The sequence below is a fragment of the Pararhizobium sp. P1_E7 genome (assembly GCF_056405855.1).
The window spans coordinates 1-17,265 of record NZ_JBFUBH010000038.1; the positions used below are offsets into that span (position 1 = coordinate 1).

Annotated in this window: 10 protein-coding genes and 2 pseudogenes; 3 read left to right on the forward strand and 9 right to left on the reverse strand. The window is 58.2% G+C overall.

The features are described 5' to 3' along the window. The 5 genes from AC1D17_RS21925 to AC1D17_RS21945 all read right to left on the reverse strand — a co-directional run. Window positions 1-1,969 (reverse strand): cation-translocating P-type ATPase (locus AC1D17_RS21925; protein ID WP_477567425.1); only part of this gene is annotated, 1,969 nt, incomplete at its 3' end. 380 nt (window positions 1,970-2,349) lie between these two features. Further along, window positions 2,350-4,740 (reverse strand): phosphoketolase family protein, encoded by a 2,391-nt coding sequence (locus AC1D17_RS21930; protein ID WP_477567426.1) that lies wholly within the window; start codon window positions 4,738-4,740, stop codon window positions 2,350-2,352. Between the two features lie 62 nt (window positions 4,741-4,802). Beyond that, window positions 4,803-6,002 (reverse strand): acetate/propionate family kinase, encoded by a 1,200-nt coding sequence (locus AC1D17_RS21935; RefSeq protein WP_477567427.1) that lies wholly within the window; start codon window positions 6,000-6,002, stop codon window positions 4,803-4,805. Continuing rightward, complete coding sequence (locus AC1D17_RS21940) at window positions 5,999-7,021, reverse strand: bifunctional enoyl-CoA hydratase/phosphate acetyltransferase (RefSeq protein ID WP_477567428.1); 1,023 nt, start codon at window positions 7,019-7,021, stop codon at window positions 5,999-6,001. Before AC1D17_RS21940 ends, AC1D17_RS21935 begins: the two co-directional genes overlap by 4 nt. A 6-nt stretch (window positions 7,022-7,027) precedes the next feature. Further along, complete coding sequence (locus tag AC1D17_RS21945; RefSeq protein ID WP_477567429.1) at window positions 7,028-7,603, reverse strand: N-acetyltransferase family protein; 576 nt, start codon at window positions 7,601-7,603, stop codon at window positions 7,028-7,030. A gap of 383 nt (window positions 7,604-7,986) precedes the next feature. Between AC1D17_RS21945 and AC1D17_RS21950 the strand changes: the two genes are divergently transcribed. Together AC1D17_RS21950 and AC1D17_RS21955 are read left to right on the forward strand one after the other, a co-directional pair. Further along, the gene (locus AC1D17_RS21950; RefSeq protein WP_477567430.1) at window positions 7,987-9,543 is read left to right on the forward strand and encodes a bifunctional aminoglycoside phosphotransferase/ATP-binding protein; all 1,557 of its coding nucleotides are present in this window, start codon (window positions 7,987-7,989) and stop codon (window positions 9,541-9,543) included. 684 nt (window positions 9,544-10,227) lie between these two features. Next, a pseudogene (locus AC1D17_RS21955) lies at window positions 10,228-10,425 on the forward strand (universal stress protein); the annotation flags it as partial. Between the two features lie 265 nt (window positions 10,426-10,690). Here the strand turns inward: AC1D17_RS21955 and AC1D17_RS21960 are convergent. Continuing rightward, window positions 10,691-12,049: an adenylate/guanylate cyclase domain-containing protein gene (locus tag AC1D17_RS21960; RefSeq protein WP_477567431.1), complete on the reverse strand. Its 1,359-nt coding sequence runs from the start codon at window positions 12,047-12,049 to the stop codon at window positions 10,691-10,693. Window positions 12,050-12,569: 520 nt separating this feature from the next. Here AC1D17_RS21960 and AC1D17_RS21965 point away from each other — a divergent pair. Then, complete coding sequence (locus AC1D17_RS21965; protein ID WP_477567432.1) at window positions 12,570-12,929, forward strand: EF-hand domain-containing protein; 360 nt, start codon at window positions 12,570-12,572, stop codon at window positions 12,927-12,929. 509 nt (window positions 12,930-13,438) lie between these two features. Here the strand turns inward: AC1D17_RS21965 and AC1D17_RS21970 are convergent. The 3 genes and pseudogenes from AC1D17_RS21970 to argF form a co-directional block, all read right to left on the reverse strand. Further along, window positions 13,439-15,037, reverse strand: coding sequence for an MBL fold metallo-hydrolase (locus tag AC1D17_RS21970; protein ID WP_477567433.1), 1,599 nt, complete (start codon window positions 15,035-15,037; stop codon window positions 13,439-13,441). Window positions 15,038-15,300: 263 nt separating this feature from the next. Beyond that, the gene (gene arcC / locus AC1D17_RS21975) at window positions 15,301-16,257 is read right to left on the reverse strand and encodes a carbamate kinase (protein ID WP_477567434.1); all 957 of its coding nucleotides are present in this window, start codon (window positions 16,255-16,257) and stop codon (window positions 15,301-15,303) included. Window position 16,258: 1 nt separating this feature from the next. Then, a pseudogene (argF, locus tag AC1D17_RS21980) lies at window positions 16,259-17,262 on the reverse strand (ornithine carbamoyltransferase). Between the last annotated feature and the right edge of the window lie 3 nt (window positions 17,263-17,265).

Below are 17,265 nucleotides of genomic sequence, written 5' to 3' on the forward strand. Positions count from 1 at the left end.
TTTCCTTGGCGACTTCAGTTCCCTTTCGTCCCATCGCGACGCCCACATGGGCATGTTTTAAGGCTGGCGCATCATTGACGCCGTCGCCGGTGACCGCAACGAAGTGCCCGTTGCGGGCAAGCGACAGGACGATCGCGAGCTTTTGAGCCGGCACAACGCGCGCATAGAGTCGGGCATCTTTCGTCAAAGCGTTCAGCCAACCGGGCCCCCGGTCTTCCGCCTTCCGGACATCATCACCCACGACCACCTGGTCAGGCCGGAATTTCAGACCTGCCTGGCAGGCGATGGCGGAGGCTGTCCTCGGGTCATCTCCGGTGATCATTGCGACTTCGACGCCGGCGGCATAACAATCCCGGATAGCTTTGGGTACTTCCGGACGAATAGGATCCTGCATACCCGCAAGCCCCAGGAAGACAAGGTCAACGAGATGATGGTGGCCAAATGTGTGGTCATTTGCCGCMTTGATCTCGCCCTCGGCAAAGGCGAGCACGCGCAGGCCGCGTCCTGCCATCTCCTCCTTTTGTGCGAGGAGCCCCTCACGGTCGATCGGCACGTTACGATTACCCGCATCCATGCGATCGGCCATATCGATCAAGGTTTCGGCCGATCCCTTGGCGAACATGTGGACACTGTCTCCCCGCTGATGGAAGGAGGCTGCATACTTTAGGTCAGGCTCATAGGGGATGCGTGCCAGAAGCGGATAAGCATCCTGCATGACCCTATGCTCAAGACCCGCTTTGCGGGCAGCTGCCAGTAGTGCTACGTCGACTGTATCTCCGATGCCCTGCCAGCCGGCTTCCTGTTTGGTGAGCGCGCCCTCGTTCGGCAATGAGGCAGCCTTGAGCAGGCGTGCGGCCTTTTGACGGGCGTCTGCCACGCTCATGTTTGGGCCGCGGATCTCGCAACTATCGAGATCCGTGCCAGCGTCAAGTTCGAGGCAAGTGCCGTCGGGAAGCCGGATATCGGTGATTGTCAGCTCGTTGAGGGTCAGAGTGCCTGTTTTGTCGGTAGCGATCATCGTGCACGAGCCAAGGGATTCGACCGCCGTCATGTGCCGGACGATCACATTTTGCTTGGCCATGCGGCGCATGCTGATGGCCAGCGCGATTGATATGGCGATCGGCAAACCTTCGGGAACCGCGCTGACCGCAAGTCCGATCGACATCATCAACAGCTCGTTCCAAGGCACCCCTCTTACCAATCCGACCGTGACAAGCACGGCACTGGCAATGCCGACCAGCCAGGCGATTCTGTTAGAGAAATGCGCCAGCCGGATCATCAGCGGCGGCTTCGAAATGGACGCTTTGCCGATTTCAGATGCGATTTTACCGATCTGGGTTGCGGGGCCCGTGGCCGTCACCAGACCCTTGCCGCGGCCACGGGTGACCAACGATCCCGCAAATGCAAGGTCCGAGTTTCGATATTCCCCAGGCTCATCGGCAAGGCCATTGTGCTTGTGGACCGGCGCTGATTCCCCTGTCAGCAGCGATTCATCGCACAGCAGGCCGTTCGCCTCGGTCAGAGTGATATCAGCGGGAATTTTGCCGCCGGCCTCAATGAGGACGAGATCACCGGGAACCAGCAAACGAGCTTCGATCTCCCGTGCCTCTCCGTCACGAATGACGTTCGCATAGGGCTGCTCAAGATTGCGTAGCGCAGCGGCTGCGCGGCTGGCCGAATGTTCCTGAATGCCACCAATCAACCCATTCAGCAGAAGGACGATGGCGATAAAAACGGCATCTTCGGGTTCACTGACGGCGAGCGATACAGCAGCTGCGACAAGGAGGATGTAAATCAGTGGACTGCGGAATTGCCTGATGAAGATCAGCAACAGGGATGCAGCCCTGGGCTCGGGGATGGTGTTCGGACCCAACTGCACCAGGCGATCGGCAGCCTCAACACTGGTCAGTCCTCCAGGCCCTTGTCCGATGGCCTGCAGGTCACGAGGCAATTGAGCGGTGGCGGTCATGCGACACTCCAGATCAGAGATTGTGTGGTGATCGTCGCGACAAAGAGCCGACGTTCATCCAAAAGTGTAGTATTCGTGATGTCCTGGACATTGATATCGGTCAACGTCAGCATCCGATCACTTGAACAGGGCGCAACGGCGGTTCCAACCCCTCGACGCGTTCAGGGCAGCCAGGCTTCCTCTTCGAGCAGATTCCGCGCCAATCCCAAGGCCACCGCCACATGGGCACTCTTTGGAATTGTATATGGCTGGCACTGACCCGTCGCCTTGGATGAGCCGTACGGCTGCGAATTGCCTTGCTCGCAGGCTAGAACCGGCGCTGTCTCAGTCGGGGCCGGCTTCGATGATGTCTCGGCAAGGTTTCGATCCGGACATGCGCATCACTGATCCCATTTCCAATCGCGGATTTCAGGCATGTCCTCGCCATATTCGCGCACGTAACGGGTATGTTCCACGAGTTTGCTCTCGAGTGCGGCGATGGCCGGATCGGCATTCTCCTTCAGCCCCGGCACGCGCTTAATCGCCTCTATCGCCAGGTGAAAGCGGTCAAGCTCGTTCAAAACAGTCATATCGAAGGGCGTCGTCGTGGTGCCTTCCTCGATGAAGCCGCGAACATGGATGTTCTCGTGATTGGTGCGTTTGTAGGTCAGCCGGTGGATGAGGGCGGGATAGCCGTGATAGGCAAAGATGATCGGCCGTTCTTTTGTGAACAGCCGGTCGAACGCCTCATCAGAGAGGCCGTGCGGATGATGCTCTTGCGACTGAAGGGAAAGCAGGTCGACCACGTTGACGACCCGGATGCTGAGTTCAGGTATTGCCTCGCGCAGCAGCTTCACAGCCGCCAGCGTCTCCAGGGTCGGTACGTCTCCCGCGCAGGCCATCACGACGTCTGGCTCAACCGAGCCTTCCTCGTTGCTGGCCCAGTCCCATATGCCGATACCTGCTTCGCAGTGCTTTGCCGCCTCGTCGATTGTCAGCCACTGAGGCTCCGGCTGCTTGCCTGCGACGATGACATTGATTCGGTCCCAGGTTCTCAGGCAGTGATCGCCGACCCAAAGCAGAGTATTGGCATCCGGGGGCAGATAGATCCGCACCGTGTCGGCTCTCTTGTTGGCAACAAGGTCCAAGAAGCCGGGATCCTGATGGCTGAAGCCGTTATGATCCTGCCGCCAGACATGCGATGTCAGCAGGTAGTTGAGCGACGATACCGGTTTGCGCCATGGAAGCTCCCGGGAAACCTTCAACCACTTGGCATGCTGGTTGAACATCGAATCGATGATGTGGATGAAAGCTTCGTAGCAGGAAAACAACCCGTGGCGGCCGGTGAGCAGATAGCCTTCCAGCCAACCCTGGCACAGATGCTCACTCAGGACTTCCATCACCCGGCCATCACGCGAGAGTTGGACGTCGTATGGTTCGATCGCCTCCATCCAAACACGATTGGTAACTTCGAAGACGCTTCCAAGGCGGTTCGATTCCGTTTCGTCGGGGCCGAAAATCCGGAAGTTGGCGTTGTCGTCATTGAGTTTGAGGACGTCACGCAGATAGTGTCCGAGAATTTCAGTCGTCTGCACCATGGAGCCGCCGCGGGTGGTCACGGGCACGGCATAGTCCCGGATCGAAGGCACAACGAGTTCCTTGCGCAGCAGTCCGCCATTGGCATGGGGATTGGTACCCATACGCCGCTCGCCCATCGGCGCCAGTGCCTGCAGCTCGGGCTTGAGCCGTCCCCCAACATCGAAAAGGTCTTGCGGATCGTAGCTGCGCATCCAGTCTTCGAGAACCTTGCGGCGGTCGGCGTTTCCCCGGCAATTGGCGACCGGCACCTGATGCGCCCGCCAGAAGCCCTCGACCTTTTTACCGTCGACTTCCTTCGGGCCGGTCCACCCCTTTGGGCTGCGCAGCACGATCATCGGCCAGCGCGGGCAGCCGTCTTGTGGTGAACCTTCGCGCGCATCTTGCTGAATGATGCGAATGCGATCGAAAACCGTGTCGAGGGTGGCAGCCATCTGCCGATGCATATCTGCCGGTTCATGTCCTTCAACAAAAAAGGGCTCGTATCCAAGGCCACGAAACAGATTGTCGAGATCTTCGTCGCTTGTGCGGGCCAGCAGCGTCGGATTGGCTATCTTATAGCCGTTCAGATGCAGGATAGGTACGACGGCGCCGTCGCGGGCCGGATTGAGGAATTTGTTCGAGTGCCAACTCGCGGCAAGCGGCCCGGTCTCAGCCTCGCCGTCACCAACAACACAGGCGACGATGAGATCCGGGTTGTCGAACGCCGCGCCATAGGCATGCACGAGCGCGTAACCGAGCTCGCCGCCCTCATGGATGGAGCCTGGCGTTTCCGGCGCGGCATGGCTGGGAATTCCTCCTGGGAAGGAAAACTGTCGGAACAGCTTTTGGAGGCCGGTGGCGTCCTGCGATATATCCGGATAGATTTCGCTGTAGCTGCCTTCAAGATAGGTGCTTGCAACCATACCCGGCCCGCCATGACCCGGCCCGCAGATATAGATCATGCTGAGATCGCGATTTCGAATGATGCGATTGAGATGGGTATAGATGAAGTTGAGGCCGGGCGTCGTGCCCCAGTGGCCAAGCAGACGGGGCTTGATATGCTCCGCCTGCAGCGGTTCACGCAGCAGCGCGTTGTCGAGAAGGTAGATCTGTCCAACGGAGAGATAGTTGGCGGCGCGCCAGTAGCGGTCGATCAGCGTCAGTTCTTCCGAAGTTATCGCAGGATTTGGGGCCAGGGAGATATCTGACTGCATCTGTTTGTTCCTTTGGTACATCGGGAACGTCGCGCCAGAGGCGGACCGCATCCACGATTAGCTTATGATTGCGGTGGTAAATTCCGCGAATTGAAGACGGCGAGGCATTCTTCCGCGATCACCATTTCCTCGTCCGTCGGAATAACGTAAACCGCGACGCGGCTTGCGGACGTACTGATCCTGAATGCGTTCATGTCATTGGCGCGCCTATCGAGCTCGACGCCAAGCCAAAGAAGCCTTTCGGTGACAAGTTCGCGAACCCGCGGTTGGTTCTCGCCGATGCCTGCCGTGAACACCAGGGCGTCAAGTCCTTTGAGCGTCGATGCAAGCCGACCGATTTCGCCTGCGATCCGAAGTGTGAAGAGGTCAATAGCTTCCTTTGCACCCGATCCATTGTCTTCGAACAGTTCACGTATGTCGCCGCTCAATCCAGAGACGCCGAACAGGCCGCACTGGAGGTAGAGCATTTCCTCCACCTCCTCGATGGTCTTTCCGAGCGGGCCTAAGAAATGCAGGAGCACACCGGGATCGAGCCAGCCGGGACGCGTAGCCATCGGGATACCGTCAAGTGTGGAAAAGCCCATGCTGGAATCACGGCTGGTCCCGTTGTCGATCGCGCACAGACTGGCGCCGCTGCCAAGATGAGCCACAATGACCTTGCCATAGGCGACTTCCGGCGACTTCGAGGCCAGGGTACTTGAAACGGACTGGTAGGAAAGACCGTGGAACCCGTATCGCTTGATTCCTCGCTCGTGATAGACGCGCGGAATTGCGAATCGACGCACGAGATCCGGCTGCGTGGCGTGAAACGTGGTGTCGAACGAAGCGGTTTGGAAAAGATCCGGCCGCAGGTGTTTGATCGCCCTGATAAGTCTCAGCGCCTGTGGCTGATGGAGTGGTGCAAGGTCGGTTAGCGACGTGATCTGGTCGACGGTCTTGGCATTCAGTTCGGCTGGACCGGGGAAGAGATCGCCCCMATGAACGACCCTGTGGCCTGCAGCCGTTACTAGATCAAGATCAAAATGCCTGGCCAGCGCCTTGAAGACCTCTGCCATCAGTTCCGACAGATCGTCGCTTCGGTCACCCATTCGAGCAAGGTCGAGGTGCGTCGAACCTTCCTTCACAGTCAGTTGTAGCGAACGGGTGCCAAAATCAACAACCGCCTTGCCGCTCCGCTCCAGCCCTGTGTCACCCAACTCGAAGATGCCAATCTTGACCGTGGATGAGCCGGCATTGAACGTCAGGAGGAGGTTGCCCGTCATGGGATCGCCTTTGGTTCATTCCGTTTTGCGGCGGTCAGCACCGCGAGGGCTGCCGAGGCCATGCGAACCTTGGCCGAATCCGCGCGGCTTGTCAGGATAATGGGAACGCGCGCGCCAAGGACAAGTCCTGCCGCATCCGCGCCTGCGAAATAGATGAGTTGCTTGGCCAGCATGTTTCCGGCTTCGAGATCCGGAACCAAGAGGATGTCCGCCTGACCTGCCACCTCGGAATTGATGCATTTGGCCTGCGCGGCCTTGATGCTGATCGCGTTGTCGAAGGCAAGCGGACCGTCGACGATCGCGCCTTCGATCTGGCCGCGTGCAGCCATCACCGTCAAGGCGGCGGCGTCGAGCGTTGCAGGCATCTTGCTGTTGACGGTTTCAACGGCTGCGAGCACTGCGACGAGCGGCCTTTCAACGCCGAGAAGCCGCATGAGATCGATGGCGTTCTGGCAAATGTCCCGTTTCTGATCGAGGTTCGGCTGAATATTGATTGCAGCATCGGTGATGACCAGCAGCTTGCTGTAGGCGGGCACATCCATAACGTAGACGTGGCTGATGCGGCGGTCTGTCCGAAGCCTCGACGCGGGTGACAATACGGCAGAAAGCAGCTCGTCGCTGTGCAGGCTGCCTTTCATCAACGCAGCGACCTTGCCGGTCGAGGCGAGTTGGACGGCGCGGGCCGCTGCAGCATGGCTGTGCTCGACCGGCTCAATGTCGAGGTCCGCGAGGGAAAGTGCAGCGGCCTCGGCAATCGCCCTGATCTTGTGAACAGGCCCGACCAACAACGGGTCGAGAAGTCCTTGAGTTTTTAAATCAATCGCAGAGCGGAGGGATTCCTCTGAGCAAGGATGGACGACTGCCGTCCGCATTGGTGAAATGGTGATCGCTCTGCGAACGAAGGAATCATAACGACCGTGTCCCGGCATTGTGTCCATTGGCCAATCCGTTCTTTTCCAGCTTCGTATTGTGAGCGATGGCTTCCGTCCCTGCGTCGCTCCGAACGGAGCGGAACTCAAAATAGATCAGGGTCGCAACATATGCGAGACTTCGTCGCCGTCGTGCGGGGCGGCGTCGGGTGATGGCTGTGGTTTGAGATCGCGGCGTAGTACGACTACGGTCGGGTCCTCTTCGTCGTCGCAGACCTGAAACTCCATATCGCGCTCCAGCTCGATCGCCGCGTGGTTTTCACGGCTTTCCAATGACTCGATGCTTTTGAAATTGTGCCGCTCTGCATAGCGGCAGATATGCGTGAGCATTTCCCAGCTTATCCCCTGATGCTTGTAGTCATTGCGGATTGTGAGCGCGACTTCTCCACGCTGAGGATCCTCGCCAACAGCCAGCATCGCCACAGCTAGCAGCATTTCATTCGGAGCGAAGGCAAGGAAGTTAACGACGCGAGGATCGTCGGCGCGCGTCATTTCGAGGAGCCGCTCGTGAGATACGGTTTTCATGCCGGAGAGGAACCGAAATCTGATGTCTTCCGGCGTCACGTGTTTGAAAAACTCGGCAACGGTAGCTTCATCTTGCGGCGTCGCTTGGCGTACATGGAAGCGGAACCCAGTGCGTGTGGTCAGGTCGTCATCGGTATCTTCGAGCATCTCGTGTCTCCTTCGAGCCCGCACAACGGGCGTCGGCGCCGTTCAGTTGGATTAGCCGCTGTACCCTATAGTCAAGGATAATAGCGATCCAAACTGGCTGCACTTTGATCTAGCGCAACAACTGGAAAAACGCTTCAGTTTGCATGCTGCGATCCTCGTGAATCAGGGGTATTCTTCCCCTTCCAAGGTCGTAAGGCGGCCGAAAGCGCTTCGGTCCGCAAACTGAGAAGAAGGAGCTCTCTAGCGCGATCGCGTGACGCCCGTCGGATGTTTTCGAAAGCAGGTCCGACGGCGGCAATCTGATCTTTGACCCACGTCAATGCATTGTGTGCCGGGTCATGGTGAACTTGATGATCTGACCACGGCATACGAAAGGTTTGCAAATGATCACTGAGGACCAGTCTGCAACCATCTCCTTTCTCAAGGACGCATTGACCTTGAATGCGGCGCCCGTCGAGATCATGGAGACCCACATCTCGCGCATTTTTCTCGCGGGGCAACGAGCCTACAAAATGAAACGTGCCGTGAAGCTGCCGTATGCCGATTTTTCCTCAGCGGAGAAACGGTTAGCGGCCTGTCGCAGGGAGGTAGAGCTGAACACCCCGACAGCGCCCGGTATCTATCTCGGGGTCAAGACTGTCACACGAGAAAATGACGGCGGTCTTGCGCTTGGCGGCGAAGGACAGTTGCTTGATGCTCTCGTAGAGATGAAGCGTTTCGACCAGTCTTCACTGCTCGACCATATTGCCACTTCAGGACGATTGACGCCGACGATAGTGACCTCTCTGGCAAGAGCGATCGTCAAGTTTCATCGTCTCGCACCGATCATACACGGCAGCAGCGGCACGGCCAATATGGCGGCTATACTGAAGGTGAATGAGGATGGCTTTGCGACAAGTCATGTATTTTCAGAAAAGGAGGTCCACGACTTGACGGCGGCCTTCAACCGGCGCCTGACGCAGTTTGCCAATCTCTTGGACCGACGGGAACGATCAGGCAAAGTGCGGCGTTGCCATGGCGACTTGCACCTGCGCAACATATTCTTGCTAGAGGGCGAACCATGCCTGTTCGATTGCATCGAGTTCAACGATCAGATCGCCACGACCGATATACTATACGACCTTGCCTTCTTGCTGATGGATCTCTGGCATCGCGGACACCCCGAACTCGCTAACCTCGTCATGAATCGATATCTCGACGAGACAGACGAGGATGACGGATTTGGCGCGCTGCCGTTCTTCATCGCCGTGCGTGCTGCTGTCCGGGCGCACGTGATCGCCACTCAGGCGGAAGATGCCGATGACGAGGCAACAACGTTGGCGGGCGAAGCGCGATCTTATTTCCAGCTCGCCCAGTCTCTGTTGCAGCCGGTGGCGGGGCAGCTTGTTGCCATTGGTGGTCTGAGTGGTTCGGGCAAGTCAACACTGGCGGAAACGCTCGCGCCGCGTATCGGGCCTGCCCCCGGCGCGCGTCTCATCGAGAGCGATCGTATCCGCAAGGCGATGCATGGCGTGCCGCCAGAGACGAGGCTGCCGCAGGCTGCGTATCTCCCTGAAATCTCTGCAAAAGTCTATGAGGAGATGGTCTGGCGGGTCCGCCTCATACTCGCGGAAGGCGGCACGGTGGTGGCGGATGCAGTTTTCGACAAGGCGCACAATCGACAGATGATCGAAAAAGCGGCGGCGGAGGGCCGACATGCGTTTTCGGCCTTCTGGCTTCATGGAGATCCGGCATTGCTTCACCGGCGGGTTGCAACGAGGGTTGGAGGCACTTCCGATGCGACCGTTGATATCCTGGCGCGCCAACTCTCTCATGAGATAGGCGACATTGAATGGCTCCGGATGGATGCCAGCCAGCCTACCGAAGCACTCTGCCACGATATCCTACGCCGCCTCCACGGGCAGCCTCTGGTATCCGTCTCGACGCGCGAAAACGCTTGAGTTCCCTCGGCTCCATTCGGCTCAGTTTCTTTTGTCTTCGACCATATCGATACTGAACTTCGCAAAGGCATCCGACAGAACGATCCGCCTGGGTGCCTGTACTGGGTCGAAGTGCCAGTGCGTCGGAGAGTCTATGCTTGCGATTATCTTGTATCCGGAAAGGCTTTGGTCATGGCAATTAAAACCGTTCTCGCCGCACTCGACGTCGCCAAATTCGACAAGGATCTGGAGAGCGCCATCACATTTTGCGAGACGCATGAGGCGCACCTTACGGCGCTGGTTGTCTCATTGGGCTCCGCGCCATATATTGGCACCTATGACATGGAATCCTCCGTCTGGGTCGAAGAGCGGCAGCGCGAGCTCGACCATATTGCCAGTGCGGCCGAAGCGACCAAGGTGCTCAGCCGGAGCGGTATTTCTTGGGATGTCCAGAATATCTACACTGAATTCGCCTGGGCCGCCGACAATATAGCCGCGCGCGCGCTTTATGCGGACCTTGTGCTGATCGGACCGCAGGCCGCGCGAGCCGAAGAGTTTCGCAAGCGGGTGATCGACGGAGCCCTGTTCCACTCGCCGACGCCGATCATGCTCAACCCATCAGTGCTCGCGATCGATCCAGCTCCAAAAACAGTTCTGCTCGCCTGGGATTCGAGCGATGAGGCGGCCCGGGCCGCCCGCCAATCGATGGATTTTCTGCTGTCGGCCAGTGCAGTCCATGTGACGCTGGTCGATCCCATCCCGACCCGCTCGACCGATGGTGAGGAGTCGGGCGCCAAAGCGGTGACATTCCTTTCACGTCACGGCATCAAGGCCGATGTCAACCGCATCGCAACAAGGGGTCGCTCGGTCGCTGAAACGCTGCGGCAGCACGCGATCGACGTTTCCGCCGACATGATCGTCATGGGCGCCTACAACCACTCGCGCTTGAGGCAAGCGGTTCTTCGGCGGTGTCACGCAGTCGATGCTCCAAAAGGCGAGCGTGCCGCTTTTTCTGGCGCATTGAAGCAGTGGGACAACGGCCGATGTGCTGCAAGCACCGGCACCCCGACGGGCTGGTGCTCGAAGATCACCGCAATTGACAAGCCCGGATTCGGGTATCGCGGACTTAACGCGTCCGCCATCAGAATGTGGGGTCTGGACCCGCCATTCAGCCGGTCGGGCTTGTCCCCGATTGTGCGAAGATCGCAAGGTGCTCGCCGCGCCCACCTAACGGCTCACGACCGACCTCCTGCCATGCGGAAAATTGTCCCGAGCGCATCACTACGATCTCAGAAGCCAGCAGCGCTGTATTAAACCGCTTGGTGGCCTGTTCGATCTTAGCAGCCACATTGACGACGTCGCCAAGCACTGTGAACTCAATTCGTTTGTCGTCTCCAATAAGCCCGCAATAGACCTCGCCCGTGTGGATGCCGATCCCAATCCGTATAGGAGGATCAAATCCGCGCTTCGCGTTCCATTGATCCAAGAGTACGAGAAGCTCCTGGGCACAAGCTACAGCGCGGGTACAGTCATCACTCTGGGGATTTGGAATGCCGAATACAAGCAGTGCGCCATCGCCAATGAACTTGTCGACCACGCCGCCGAAGGCCTCCGCCGCATGCGTCACCCGTCGCCGAAAGGAGGAGATGAAGATGGACAGCCGCGCCGGATCCATGCCCTCCGCATAAGCTGTGAACCCTCGTATATCGACGAACAGGATGGTAGCCTGTTGGCGGCGCCCTTGCCGCCACGTGGAGATATCACTCTCCCCCACCAATGGTGCGATCTCGGCTGGCAGGAATCGAGCGAGGTTTGCCCGGCCGGTTGTCTCGCTGACAGCGCGCATGAGAAGGCGCCGAGAACGCAGCATTGCGAGTGCTGTTGTGAGACCGACTAGCGTCAGCATGACGGCCCGCATGAGATAAGGCGGCAGCGAGAACAGGCGACCAACGCTCGCCTCCAGGTCAGGAGGAAATGCAGCGATCCCAAAGCCCTCCTGGAACGAGCGGAAGCCAAGCGCGGAAACGACGCCAACCAGAGCGATCATTGTTACAAAGGTGGCCCACACTTGAACGAGTGGCCGATATCGAAGGGCACCGACGGCGAGACCGAGAGGTACGAGCCAGACGGTCGGTACTGCGGCCACCCAGTTGCCGCCTAGACCAATGCCTTCCAAGCCGAAAAATAGGCTGGTTCCGAGAATGGCCGCGTCACCGGTAACGAGCACAAATGCCATCCATGGCCTGAACCAGTGGCGGATAACCAAGAGCAACGATACGATACCGAGGGCTAGAAATGCCCCGACCGTGAACAGGGCCGTGAAACGAACTTGGCTCAGGCTGTATTCATCGGAAAGCTCGGCGGTCCCTGACGAAACGAGTACACCACTCGCGAGGAGGGCGAGCCCCACGGCGATTCGAACCCATCCAATCGCATATTCCGCTTCAATCTCCGATTCCCGGAACAGCTTATCTACAGAAGCGCTTGTCGGGACCGAGCGGCCCGCATGGGATAGATTGGCGATCATTCGAAAAAGCCACCCCAACAGATCCCTCCAGGCACTCAGACGGCAGGCACGCACGCCAGATGACTTCGACGAGGCTGTGGCCACCCTAATATCATAAGTTTAAGTGTGCAGCACTTTTTTGAATTTTTGCGGAGCTACGTTCTTGCTGATCTCCGACGGGAGCGAATCCCGAAGGGTGCACGGCGATAGATATCCTTCAAGGCGTCAAGAGCCTGGGACGCACAGCAGTCCAAGGACCTGCGTGCGTCCCATGAGTTTGCCCTCCCAAGACCACCGTTGCGTGCGTAAGCGGCCACCAGCTTCCAGCCAGAGAGAGTGCGTCGGAACTCGGAGCAAGTGCGGGATTAGGGCCGGGCATTGTGAGTCGTTTTATCGATAAGAAATGTGCGTGGCCGGATTGATGTAACGCAAAGCAGCAACTTCGCCTCAGGGATATTATAAATATTGGCGCTAAAACAGCGTAAGAAACGACAGCGCTGCGACCGCCGCCTCTAATCCGTATCTCAGAAGGAGAACGCATATGACGTTGACAAAACTGGCATGCATATCAACGGTCGCCGCACTTTTTTCAGCCGGCACCATGACTATGACCTTCGCGCCGGCGGCCGTGGCCGCGGACCAGATTGTAGAGTCCGAGCCCTCGGAGATGATGCCAAACGCGATGATGGGGAGAGTCGGAATGATGGGCGGAATGCGCGGCGGCGCGATGCGTGGTCACATGATGAAAATCATGTTCGCCATCGCGGATGTCGATGGAGACGGAGCACTTTCCTTCGAGGAAGTGACGACGATTCACAAACGGGTCTTCGACAACGTCGATGCAAACAAGGATGGCAAGGTAACAACCGAGGAGATGCAAGGCTTTATGCGGGACCAATAGGAGCCACTTACAGTGGCCTTTTTTGCCTTGCACTGAAGTAGATGCAGCTCAAATCGATCCGCACCGACAAGAGAATGGCGGTGCGGATCGCATCGAAGCTGATGGCTGTGCCTTGCATCGGGACAGCATCGGCACGAGCGCACCGCACCGAGTTTGAAGGCTGGCCGCCGACGCCGCTGCACCGCGTTGCAGATGGTCCCAACAGTCGGCATCGCGGCAACCGTCGTGCCGCTCAGCGTGGGAGGTCTTCGAATGCTCCAGCCGACACGATGAAGCGGAGAACCCGGCCAACGCGTCGAACAGCAGATGGCTGATCCATTTGGGCCCGGTTCCGGCGTCCCTTAATCGGCGACTACGATGGTACTGTCGACCGTAAGATTCATTGTTTCAGGCGCCTCGATACCCTTCCCACATGCCGGCATTTCGCCAGCGCCCAGAACGGTGGCGAACGGCTTCACCCTCACCTTGATCGACTTAATCGCTGAAATCTTCTATGGGCGCGCCGAAGATCAGTTCTGTTCTTCCAACGCCCGGCGAATCCTGCGGATGATCACGCCTCGTGCTTTCTCGTCAGCGGCCGATGCTAATTGCTCCTGAAGATCAAGAATGAGAGCTTGAACGTCATTGTGCCAGTCGCGATGGCCCGCTTGAACCGGATCGATGCGCGGAGGAGGCGCTGCCGGAGAGATGTCCACGCCGCCTTCAGCGCCAAGACGATAGGCAGCGTCCAGCCGAGGCTCAACGATCTGGTCCGGCCGAAGGAAACCCGACAGTCGCTGGCGCAGCCCCGCGAGGGCCTCCGCTTCGCCATGAACCAGGAAGATATCCTTTCTGATCGGCAGCCGCGCCTTGACCCATGTTTCAAGTTCTGTGCCGTCCGCATGACCGCTGTAGACGTCCAGTTTGCGAATTCTGGCGCGCACCATGATATCGTCGCCCTGAATTTTTACGATCGAGGCCCCATCCGACAGGATACGTCCCAGTGTTCCGGCCGCCTGATAACCGACAAGCAGCACGGTGCCCTCTTCGCGCCAGAGCCAGTTTCTGAGCCGATGTCGAATACGGCCAGCCTCGCACATTCCACTTGCTGCAATCACGATGTGAAATCCGTGAATGGAATCGATGGCTTTCGACTGCTCCGCACTTTCGGTGAACCTGACATTCCTCGACCTCATGGCCCGCACCAAAGCATCGCCGTTCTGGAGAACGCGCGCGTGTTTTTGAAAAATCTGACTGGCGCGGGCAGCCAGGGGCGAGTCAATAATGATCGGGCATGATGCGATCTCGTGTCTTTCCATCAGAAAGATCAGATCAGCCAGAAGTTCCTGCGTCCTTTCCACCGCAAAGGAAGGGATGATGAGCGCCCCGTCGCGATGGCGCGCAGCTTCCTTGACTTCTTCACACAGCCTGCTTCGTCGCATCTCTTCCGACACCTCGGATCGCGTTGTGTCGCCATAGGTGCTTTCGCAGACAATGTAGTCCCATTCTGTGGGTGCTTCCGGATCGAACTGCAGGAGTTTATGGGAGGGGCCGAGATCGCCGGAAAACAGGATGCGCTGGCGCTTACCACCGTCCCCAACCTCGAGTTCGACAGACGCGGACCCAAGAAGGTGGCCGGCATTCCAAAATCGGAACCGAACACCCGTCACGACGTCATGCCAAGCCTGGAATGCAATCGCCTGAAACTGCGTCATACACACCGCAGCGTCTGTGGCGTTGTAAATCGGGGCTACCGGCTCCCTTGCGCGTCTTTGGTTGCGCCGGTTCAGGTGCTCGACTTCCATTTCCTGGATATGTGCGGAATCGGCAAGCATGATGGTACACAGATCGAGGGTCGCCGCGGTTGCATAGATAGGCCCGTCAAACCCGTCTTTGACAAGCTTCGGCAATAGTCCGGAGTGATCGATGTGAGCGTGGGTCAGGATCACGGCGTCGATCTGCGACRCCGCAAAGGGGAAGGGACGATAGTTCAGCTCCTTTTCCGTCTTCGATCCCTGGAACATGCCGCAGTCGATGAGAATTCGGTTTCCATCGTACTCCAGGAGGAAGCAGGACCCCGTGACGGTCCCTGCGGCGCCGTGGAAGTGGATGATTGGCTGGGCGATCATGTGGGTCTCCTTGCTTGGGTTCAGTGTGCCAGCCTAGATCCGTACGCAACACGGGCAATGATCCGCATCAAAAGTCGGCGAAATAGACGAAAATCGATCTGTGCGTCGGCCCATTTTCCACCGCCTGTACGGTTCTAACTTTCCTATCGTGAGAATGCTTGACGAGCAGGGCGCTTAGGACGGCGCGATCATGATGAGGAGCGCAAAGAGCAGAAGCTATTGCATCACGGCTTTCCACGCTTTCCAAGCCTGTTGCTCCTGCTCTAGCGGGTGGTGATGGAATCCTGACTTGCAGCTACGACGGGATCCCGTGGCACTGTAACGTCGAGCCATGTCCCCCGTTTACCGGAAACAATATCGATGGCTTCTTCGAGGTTGCCTATTGCCGCTATCTTGCCTGTGAGGGTCGAAAACTCGATTGCTGCGGCGACTTTCGGCCCCATCGATCCGGTCGGAAATGCGCTTGCCTTGAGTGAAGCCGGGTTGACATGTGCGAGCGCGCAAGCCGCCGGCGTGCCGAAATCGCGATAGACCGCATCGACGTCAGTCAGCAAAAGCAGCATGTCTGCTTTCAGGTCTCTTGCAAGCATCGCACTCGCCAGGTCCTTGTCGATCACGGCTTCTACGCCGACCAGGATCCCGTCCTCTCGTTCCACGACTGGGATACCTCCACCCCCTGCGCAGATAACGATAACGCCTTGTTCAACGAGACTGGCAATGACTGGAACTTCCAGGATTGCCAGTGGTCGGGGCGAGGCAACCACCCGGCGCCACTTGTCCCCGTCAGCAGCGATCTTCCATCCCCGCTGGTCGGCCAAAGACCGAGCCGTTGCCAGATCATAGCCTGGTCCAATAAACTTGGTTGGATGGTCAAAAGCCGGATCAGATGGATCGACCTTGATTTGGGTTAGTAGTGTCGCAAACCGGTGTTTGTCGACGACGTTCGCCAGTTCTTGTTCAAGCACATAGCCGATCATTCCAGCGCTTTCGGCATCCAGAACGTCGAGGGGAAACGGCGAACCCGGAGGGATCATAGACTGGAGTGCGAGAAGCCCCACCTGAGGACCGTTCCCGTGCGTAACTACAAGATCATGGCCGGCAGCGATCAATGTCGCCAAGGCAGATGCAGCTCGCCGGATATTGGCGCGCTGGTTGTCTGCTGTCATACTCTCCCCGCGCTTGAGAAGCGCATTTCCTCCCAGTGCCGCGACGATCAGCATCCTAGCCTCCCATCGTAGCGACGAGCAGCGCCTTGRTCGTATGCATCCGGTTTTCTGCCTGATCGAAGACGATGGAGGATTTGGACTCAAACACCTCGTCCGTCACTTCCATGCAATCCAAGCCGAACTGTTGGAAAATGCGAGCGCCCACATCCGTATTCCTGTCGTGGAACGCGGGCAGGCAGTGCATGAATTTGGCATAGGGATTTTCCGTTGCCACCATGACCTCTGTCGTCACGCAGTAAGGCGATAGCAGGCGGATGCGGTCGGCCCAGGCAGCCTCGTCCTCGCCCATCGAAAGCCAGACATCGGTGTAGACGAAATCGGCGCGAAGGACGCCGGGACGGATATGCTCTCCAATGGAGAAGACCCCGCCGTTTTTTTCGAGCCTCCATCGCGAGATTTTCGATGACGTCGGGRGCAGGCCAGAGCTCTCTTGGCGAAACCACGCGAAAATCCATGCCCACCTTCGCAGCGCCAGTTGCCAGCGAGAGCGCGACGTTGTCCCGGCCATCACCGACAAAGGCCATGACCATGTCGGACAGGTGTTTGTGGGTAAACTCGCGCATTGTCATGAAGTCGGCAAGGACCTGGGTCGGATGCGCTTCATTCGTCAGGCCGTTATAGACGGGGACGCCTGCGAATTTCGCAAGGTCCTCCACTGAGCTTTGGGCAAAGCCGCGATATTCGATCGCATCGTAGATGCGGGCCAAGACGCGAGCAGTATCCTTCATCGTTTCCTTGTGGCCGATGTGGCTCCCGGAAGGGCCGATATAGGTGACGTTGGCACCCTGATCGTAGGCGGCGACTTCAAAGCCCGATCGCGTCCGGGTGGAATCCTTCTCGAAGATCAAGGCGATATTTTTGCGCCACAGGCGCGGCTGCTCCGTTCCGGCCATTTTCGCTTCTTTCAAATCGGCCGCCAGCCCGGAGCAGGTACCGGATTTCATCCGGGCTGAGATCATCAAGCGCCAGCACGCTGCGTCCATGAAGATTGATCGACATTTT

Bases quoted from the DNA above. Each gene is read 5' to 3' on its own strand.
- AC1D17_RS21930 (WP_477567426.1), bottom strand. From the start codon at position 4,740: ATGCAGTCAGATATCTCCCTGGCCCCAAATCCTGCGATAACTTCGGAA.
- AC1D17_RS21945 (WP_477567429.1), bottom strand. From the start codon at position 7,603: ATGCTCGAAGATACCGATGACGACCTGACCACACGCACTGGGTTCCGC.
- AC1D17_RS21950 (WP_477567430.1), top strand. From the start codon at position 7,987: ATGATCACTGAGGACCAGTCTGCAACCATCTCCTTTCTCAAGGACGCA.
- AC1D17_RS21960 (WP_477567431.1), bottom strand. From the start codon at position 12,049: ATGATCGCCAATCTATCCCATGCGGGCCGCTCGGTCCCGACAAGCGCT.
- AC1D17_RS21965 (WP_477567432.1), top strand. From the start codon at position 12,570: ATGACGTTGACAAAACTGGCATGCATATCAACGGTCGCCGCACTTTTT.
- arcC (WP_477567434.1), bottom strand. From the start codon at position 16,257: ATGCTGATCGTCGCGGCACTGGGAGGAAATGCGCTTCTCAAGCGCGGG.